General features: G+C 43.3%; 8 protein-coding genes. 4 read left to right on the top strand and 4 right to left on the bottom strand.

Annotated elements, in window-relative coordinates; all coding sequences use genetic code 11:
* Window positions 1-341: 341 nt before the first annotated feature.
* Genes OB236_RS34420 through OB236_RS34410 form a run of 3 tightly spaced genes read left to right on the top strand, consistent with a single transcriptional unit; the run spans window position 342 to window position 3135 of the window.
* Window positions 342-1118: a DeoR/GlpR family DNA-binding transcription regulator gene (locus OB236_RS34420; protein ID WP_262688096.1), complete on the top strand. Its 777-nt coding sequence runs from the start codon at window positions 342-344 to the stop codon at window positions 1116-1118.
* Window positions 1118-1936 (top strand): HAD family hydrolase, encoded by an 819-nt coding sequence (locus tag OB236_RS34415; RefSeq protein ID WP_262688095.1) that lies wholly within the window; start codon window positions 1118-1120, stop codon window positions 1934-1936. Before OB236_RS34420 ends, OB236_RS34415 begins: the two co-directional genes overlap by 1 nt.
* Window positions 1933-3135, top strand: a complete 1203-nt coding sequence (locus OB236_RS34410; RefSeq protein ID WP_262688094.1) for an MFS transporter — start codon at window positions 1933-1935, stop codon at window positions 3133-3135. Before OB236_RS34415 ends, OB236_RS34410 begins: the two co-directional genes overlap by 4 nt.
* A gap of 127 nt (window positions 3136-3262) precedes the next feature.
* On the opposite strand, the gene OB236_RS34405 is transcribed toward OB236_RS34410, so the two are convergent.
* Window positions 3263-3607: a hypothetical protein gene (locus OB236_RS34405; RefSeq protein ID WP_262688093.1), complete on the bottom strand. Its 345-nt coding sequence runs from the start codon at window positions 3605-3607 to the stop codon at window positions 3263-3265.
* A 156-nt stretch (window positions 3608-3763) separates the two neighbouring features.
* Here OB236_RS34405 and OB236_RS34400 point away from each other — a divergent pair, with 156 nt between their 5' ends.
* Complete coding sequence (locus tag OB236_RS34400) at window positions 3764-4105, top strand: hypothetical protein (protein ID WP_262688092.1); 342 nt, start codon at window positions 3764-3766, stop codon at window positions 4103-4105.
* Between the two features lie 172 nt (window positions 4106-4277).
* On the opposite strand, the gene OB236_RS34395 is transcribed toward OB236_RS34400, so the two are convergent.
* The 3 genes from OB236_RS34395 to OB236_RS34385 form a co-directional block, all read right to left on the bottom strand.
* Window positions 4278-4493, bottom strand: a complete 216-nt coding sequence (locus OB236_RS34395; protein ID WP_076233136.1) for a hypothetical protein — start codon at window positions 4491-4493, stop codon at window positions 4278-4280.
* Window positions 4494-4747: 254 nt separating this feature from the next.
* Window positions 4748-6739: an LTA synthase family protein gene (locus tag OB236_RS34390; RefSeq protein WP_262688091.1), complete on the bottom strand. Its 1992-nt coding sequence runs from the start codon at window positions 6737-6739 to the stop codon at window positions 4748-4750.
* A 294-nt stretch (window positions 6740-7033) separates the two neighbouring features.
* Window positions 7034-7372, bottom strand: a complete 339-nt coding sequence (locus tag OB236_RS34385; RefSeq protein ID WP_262688090.1) for a YlbF family regulator — start codon at window positions 7370-7372, stop codon at window positions 7034-7036.
* Between the last annotated feature and the right edge of the window lie 35 nt (window positions 7373-7407).

The raw sequence follows: 7407 nt of genomic DNA, 5'->3' as shown, positions 1-7407 counted from the left end.
TTGCTTCCGATGTCCCATGAATAACGAGAACAGCCAATATAGCAAAGGCTCTTACGATATCCAGTTCTATAAGCTTTGGTTTTTTTACTGTCAAAATATTTGCCTTCCCTCCGACCCGTTGTATAAACGGACCTATTGCTGATGTTTGTATACAGTAATCATCCTTAATCATACCACATGGAAGCGATGATCAGATGTAACTTTTTTGTAAAAACTTATATTTGCACAAAAAAACTTATGTTTACTTAAAATTAATTGATTTAAAATGCATATTTACTTATAATCAACATAGAACATCATTATTACCGTTAACCACATCCCACGGAAAAAGGAGGATCAACATGTATCAGGAAGAGCGGTTGATCGGGATCATGGAATTTTTGCAAGTCCATCACCGGGTCAGTATTGAAAATATATGCGAACTGTTCGATATTTCACGCGATACCGCTCGCAGAGACATTATTAAGCTTGAGGAGCAGGGGCATATTCTCCGTACACGCGGCGGCGCTATTCTGCCTACATTGTCCCGCACCATCGCCAACTACAATGAACGGCTTCACGATCAAGCGACTACAGATTCCAAAAGAGCTATAGGCCAGCTTGCCGCCTCTCTGCTGCATGATGGTGATTATTTACTGCTCGACGCCTCTACAACCGTACAAAGCGCTGCTGAACAAATCCGTACGAAGGACCATGTTGTCGTCACGAATTCTATAGATATTGCCAGTATTCTCAATCAAAAGGAAAACATTGCTGTCCATTTGCTTGGAGGGATGCTTCATCCGGAGCATCGCTTCATATATGGAGCCAGGGCGCTTAGCAATCTCAGGGATTATCACGTACACAAGCTGCTGCTCGGAACGTGCGCGATTACCGAGGATGGCATTACGGACCCTTATGAAGAAGAAGGCTATATTACCAAGGAAATGATGCGCCGCAGCGATCAGGTCATATTGCTTGCCGACCATACCAAGTTCGGTAAAAAGCATTTTCACCGAATCTCCGGACTCGATCGCATCGACATTCTCATCACCGATCGTGAACCAGACGATGCCATGAAGGAAACCTTGCTTAAGCACCAGATCGACATCATGATTGCCAAAGGAGATACAGATTGATGATCAAATTAATAGTCAGTGATTTAGATGGAACTCTTTTGAAAACAGGCCACCATATCAGACCGGAGGATCGTGCCGCTATTCACGATGCCATTGCGAACGGGATTACGGTCAGTTTTGCATCGGGACGTATGCACCCGGAAATTGTTCATGTTATCCAGGAACTCGGAATATCTGCACATTCGGTCTCGCAAAATGGGGCCTTCGTACACACCATAGATCAGCAGCTTATACAGCAGGACACCTTTGAAACTTCACTCATCCGACAACTCGCATTGGCTGCTGACGGTACAACTCTATATCCGGTTATGTGCACTCCTGATTATTATTTCGTTACGGAGATGAATGACGGCTACGCTGCCATAGAAACGAATCTATTGGCCCCGCTTCGTGTCATACCACATGCTATTGAGGCTCTTGGCAGCGAGCTGTTATGCTGCAAAATATCATTTATTGGTGAGATGGAGCAGCTAATTATGCTTCAGCAGCAGGTTTTATCCGTTCATGGCGACAAGATCGATGCCTATATTTCCGATGTGAACTGTATGGACGTTATGCCCCGCCATGTTTCCAAAGGTGTAGGCTTACAGACGCTGCTGGCGCATTCCGGCATACGTGCAGATGAAACCATTTGTATCGGCGATTCTTTTAACGATATCTCGATGTTCGGTGTTATCCCTCACAGCTTCGCAATCAGCTCGAGTCACCCTGAGGTTCAGGCTCGTGCAGCTTACGTTGTGGATAGTGTAGCGGATGCTGTCACTTGGGCTCTTCAGTTGAACACAAACAATACGGACACGAAAGCGAATCTTACATGAAGCGATTAATCTGGATTTGCTGCTGCTTCTATTTACTCATCGGAATTACTTCGGTCGTGATTGCTGCACTTTTACCTGAACTCCTTTCCCACTACGGACGCAATTATGCCGATGGTGGCAATCTTATATTTGCACAGTTTTGTGGATTTCTGTTAGGTGTGCTTACCCAGCCACTATTGTCCAAAAAGTTCGGACGGTCCCGTATGCTGTCTTTTACGTTATGGTTCATATTTGCCGGGTTTATCGTTATTGCGATACTTCCACCATGGACGATTGTGTTGTGCTTTATACCTTTGGTCGGATTCGGCTCAGGAATTATTGAATCCACCATAGGTGCGATGATCATTGACGCGGTAAAAGATCGAACAGCCGTAGCTTTAAGTCGGTTGGAGGTGTTTTACGGGGTTGGAGCGTTATCCATGCCGATTATAATCAGTATTCTGATTGCTTCGGGCTATTGGAAAATAAGCTTCTACGCTACCTGCTTGTTCGCGCTGCTCCTGGCATGGGCCTGGTCACGCTTCACCTCCACACATGGACATCTGTTGGTTAACAAAAAGAATATTGAAAAGCATACCGTAGTATCTACCGTTAATCGTGGATTTGTACCTCTGGCTATGGTCAGCACTTGCATCCTCTTGTTCTTCGTGTATGTCGGTCTGGAGATGAGTCTTGTTAATTTCCTGCCTTCCATTTTACTGGAAACGATGAAGCTGGACGCCGCGTTCGCAGCACTTAGTGTCAGCTTTTATTGGGGAGCGATGATTGTCGGTAGACTCGTATGTGGTCTGTTAGCTGAGAAGTTCGGTTATCCGCGATATTTGCTATGGAGCACCCTCGGTACCTTTATCGTACTGATCTGCTTCCTGTTTGTCACAACAGCCTGGGCCGCGTTCGCAGTGATTACATTAATGGGACTCTTAATGTCCGGTTTGTTCGCAATTGCGCTTATCTACTCCAATAGTCTGTTTCCCGGACGTACGGAACAAACCACAAGCAAGCTGATTGCTGCCAGTGGCCTTGGCGGGGCCTGCATGTCCTGGCTGACTGGCAGGTTTATGGAGCAGACGTCCATCACCTTCACGCTTTATTTTCTCGTTGGGCTTTCAGCTTTGATGGTGCTGCTAATTGTGATTATGATGAGAATGAGGCCGGTTCAAGCTACGGCTGCTGCTTCCACCGCGGAGAGCTTGAGCTAGACCAAGCACAATACATAAATACGCCACGCTTGCTCTTGTTGAGCAAAACGTGGCGTATTTATGTATTGTGGCCTATCCAGCAGCTCTCATTTAACTTCCTCTGCTCATTCATAACTCGTCTACGTTCTCATTCATAGGTGGCTCCGCCAATTGTGCCATCAGGATATACATAATGCGTAACTATTTTGCCTGACTTGGTATGTTTGTACCATAGCTCGATGGCATCCACCTTCCCATCCTCTGTCCAATAAACTATAAGTTGGGCACCTACTTCACCCTGTTCCAGCCCTTTACTATCAATCGTCAGCCCTTCATACTGATAACCGGATATAGGTTCAATATCATACCGCCAAACGGCTTGTTGATGATTGTCATTTGTTCTCTCAAGCGCAGACGAACCGAGAAGCTTCCTCACATACTGTTCATCATTTCCTATATGTAAGCGATATTGGATTTCCCACACTTTGTTCATGATTTTATCTTCGTTCACGGGTTTATCCATAATAGAAATAACTTTGCCGAGTTCGATACTGTTGAAAACTGAAAAACAACACTTGCAATTCTTATAATTCCCAGTATAATACTAGGTATAAGATCATTAAAGATTCGGAATGGAGTGTTGATCCTTATGACGACCCCAATACTAACGAAATTAACCCAAGCGTGGGTAGATGATTATCTGGATCTCTACAACTACGCCAAACATATAGGTGATACAGAATGGCAGCAGCAAATCATAGAAGCATTAAGTCAGAAAGATATAATTATCCAAAACCAGGTACAAGAAATGCAGGAAAAGCTCAAGCAGGATCTTTGGAAAATGTTTGATGCCGTTAACCGTAATATGCTGCAAATCTATGAGGAGTTACGAAAAAGTCAGGATATCAAGCAGGTAGAGGATTTGAGAAAGCAAGTGTGGGAGTTAAAATCGCAGCGGATTGATATTTCAAGAAAAATCAGAAGAAGTTAATCGAATTAAATAGCGAGTCATATATATTGGCATGCAGACGACCGCTCTGCCAGTGGGATGGAACGAAGGGCTAGCAGTGAACTGCAAAGCCGGCGGAAATCAATAGCATGCAGCTATCTGCTCTGCTCTCAACATCACATATTCATCAGCCAATGAATATGTTGTTGATGATTTACATCGAAGTTTGTTTCATTTCACGCATCATATTCATCATCATGGTCATCATCTCGTCACACTCTTGCATTTTGGACATCATCATACTTGTATCCATATCCTGCATCATGTTCATCTCGGACATCTTGTCCATCATCATTTTCATGGATTTCATTTTACACATCATGTCTTCCATGCACATACCCATCATCATTTCCATACACATCTTTTCCATGTTAGCTGCCTCCTTTCGACTATGGTTTAAGTTACCAATTATTAGGCACTTCTGTAAGATACTATATTTAGCATAATAAATCAATAACTTTCTTGATTTATTAGAATTCCTGTGATAATATAGATTATTTAATTCTTATTAAACACATAGGATTTAGCAATCTAATAGACATTAAAAAACGTGAGCGGAAATCAACTCACGTTTTTTGTATGCTTTTATCTTACCTTTAACCAGGATTTCGCTGTTATCGTCATCTATGGATTTTCGTCTCCGCTCGCACTCAAACTATCGTCCACATCCGTGGATGCCTGCTCCGCAAACTCCTGATTATAATTTGGCATTACACTTGGCTGCAGATATGGCGAATCCATACTTTTGGCCAGATACTGCTTCCCGAACAATGTATCGTACTGCATAAGCTGATATTTGTTCACATCGTCTTTGAGGTTATCGGGTACGGCTCGGTACATATTCTGATCAGCGTCCACGACCAGATTCCGCAGCATCGCAGGCATCTTGCGGGATAACTCCTCGTTATAGGCAAGTGTCGCCGGAAGCTCCATACCCATTTGATTCAACATATAAGCACCAAGAAACGAATTACTCAGCACCGGTATTTGTTCCTTCGGCAAATCAACGTTAGACCAGGTTACAAATGGCACACTATGCATCCGTCTAAGATCATCAAGTGACCATTGCTCTGACTTGCTGCTTTGAATAAAACCGGTCTGTGCATATACATCATAATCATAGCCCAGCATCGGTAGATGATCACCATAAAATACGATCACTGTAGGTTGACCTGTTTCAGTAAAGTGCTCGATCAGCTTCTGTAGGCTGGCGTCCGCATCATATACGCCCTGCGTGTACGTTTCCAGTGTATTCTTCGCATCCGGCGTCATCGTGCCATTTGCTTGAATCTCATTAGTACCATAACGGTTATCATCGTAAGGACCATGATTCTGCATAGTCACCGCATAGATGAAATTCGGTTGTTTCGTATTATCCACCTGCTGAATGATACTGTTGGCAACCTCATCGTCGGAGATAAAATCGCCTTTGTATTGCGGATTCTGGAATTGATCTTTGCTCATGAAGCTTTCAAAGCCCATTTGTTTATAAACGTTCTCGCGGTTCCAGAACCAGCCTTCGTAGGAGTGAATAGCCATACTTTTATAGCCTTGCTCTTCAAAATATCCTGCAAGACTCGGAATAGGTTTGGAAATATATTGCTGGTAAGGAATGGAACCTGCCGGGAGGAAGCTCATCGATTGCCCAGTTAATACCTCGTACTCCACGTTGCTTGTTCCTCCCCCGAATTGTGGCGAGAGCAAATAACCCGAAGTGGACTCCTGCTGCAATCGGTGAACCGTAGGCAGTGGGTCTTTACTGAATTCGACACCTGGCAGCAGCGTAGGATCCCAGAACGCTTCGTTCATAATAAATATAACATTGGGTTGCACCGCTTGATCAGCACTTATTTTTGCTGACGCGGTCTGCACTCCAGCCTGATTCTTCAATAACGATTGTGCCAAATTCGCCATAGAGGGATCGTCATAGCCAGACGGTTTGGGAACAATTGCGTTTTTTACATTCATGGTAAAGGCCAGAGACATACCATTATTTCCATAGTTCTCGGACTGGTTCCATACGATCTCATTTGCACCCATCTTATCCATGAGTTGACTGGCTAAGGGCGCATTCACACCAAACGAATACAACGCGGCAGCGGCCAACACACCAACGACAATTCGCGTTCCTCCAATTCGCAAACGCATCTTGGGCAGCTTAAACGACAGTATGATGAGCATCAAGACTACGCCCAGCATGGTTCCAATACGCAGCAAAGCTGATTTATTGGTTACCAGTGGTAAAATGTTCATACTTTCTTTATTGAGGAAAATATCCCACGGAAAAAACGGCTCGCCAATCAACTTTACTTTAAAGTAGCTAACAAACGACATTGTACAGAGCAGCAATAAGGCCAGAGCGACAGAAAATAATAAATTACCAGCCAACACATAAATCAACAACAAGACAAACAAGTCCAATAAGGCATTCATCGCTACCAATTTCGGGTTCTGAACGAACCATATCCACGTTTCATTCAAGCTTCCGCGTTGAATATATTCCACACCGAATACTAATACTAAGGGCATAATTATACATGTAATGAACGTCCAGAAAGAACTCCACTGCCAATTCGGTGAGGACTTAACATGCTTCTTATCTTTAAAACGACGCATGATCTCTACACTCCTAACCCGTGTTATTCTATTTCTTTTGTACGAATTACTTATTTGTAAAGCTATTGTAAACTCTGAATATTAAATTAAGATGAAATCAAGCTTGTTTATCATTTAATTTCCATATTTAACTATAATTTACATTATAATTAAATCAGCAATTTCCCTGTAAACCAGCACTTTTACATAACAAAAAAGACCAGGCATTGTAAGCTGCCTAATCTTTGTTTTACACGGGCTATTCATATGTATGTATGTATGTATGTCTGGCAAGCAAGATCACCTAAAGCTGTTTTAAGACCTCATTGCTTCCTGTAAAGGCTCGGAAATGATTCGATGGATATCTTCCATAACGACACTAAGACGACGCTCAGCATCGAATATGCCACGCAGCGCAGGGTTCATATTAATAACCTCATAAAGCTTCTCCATCTGCTGCATTTCCTCTGGAGCAGGCATTTCACCGGACATCATCTTCTGCTGCAGTTCGGCCTGCTTTTGACGAAAACCATCTAGCATCCGTTTGCTATCTGTATCTGACTGAATCTGATTATTCAACAACTGAAGTTCTTTAAGCTCGTTGCTCTCGCGCAGCGCACGCGCCAATTCATGGGCTTTGTCGTACACATTCATCGTTAAGTTTCTCCTTTATGCTTGGGTTAGGTACA

The sequence above is a fragment of the Paenibacillus baimaensis genome (genome assembly GCF_025567575.1).
Note: the sequence above shows the minus strand (reverse complement) of the source record. Positions and strands in the feature narration are given on the sequence as shown.

Coding starts and splice junctions, on each gene's coding strand:
- OB236_RS34420 (WP_262688096.1), top strand. CDS start 342: ATGTATCAGGAAGAGCGGTTGATCGGGATCATGGAATTTTTGCAAGTC.
- OB236_RS34410 (WP_262688094.1), top strand. CDS start 1,933: ATGAAGCGATTAATCTGGATTTGCTGCTGCTTCTATTTACTCATCGGA.
- OB236_RS34400 (WP_262688092.1), top strand. CDS start 3,764: ATGACGACCCCAATACTAACGAAATTAACCCAAGCGTGGGTAGATGAT.
- OB236_RS34415 (WP_262688095.1), top strand. CDS start 1,118: ATGATCAAATTAATAGTCAGTGATTTAGATGGAACTCTTTTGAAAACA.
- OB236_RS34385 (WP_262688090.1), bottom strand. CDS start 7,372: ATGAATGTGTACGACAAAGCCCATGAATTGGCGCGTGCGCTGCGCGAG.
- OB236_RS34405 (WP_262688093.1), bottom strand. CDS start 3,607: ATGAACAAAGTGTGGGAAATCCAATATCGCTTACATATAGGAAATGAT.
- OB236_RS34395 (WP_076233136.1), bottom strand. CDS start 4,493: ATGGAAAAGATGTGTATGGAAATGATGATGGGTATGTGCATGGAAGAC.
- OB236_RS34390 (WP_262688091.1), bottom strand. CDS start 6,739: ATGCGTCGTTTTAAAGATAAGAAGCATGTTAAGTCCTCACCGAATTGG.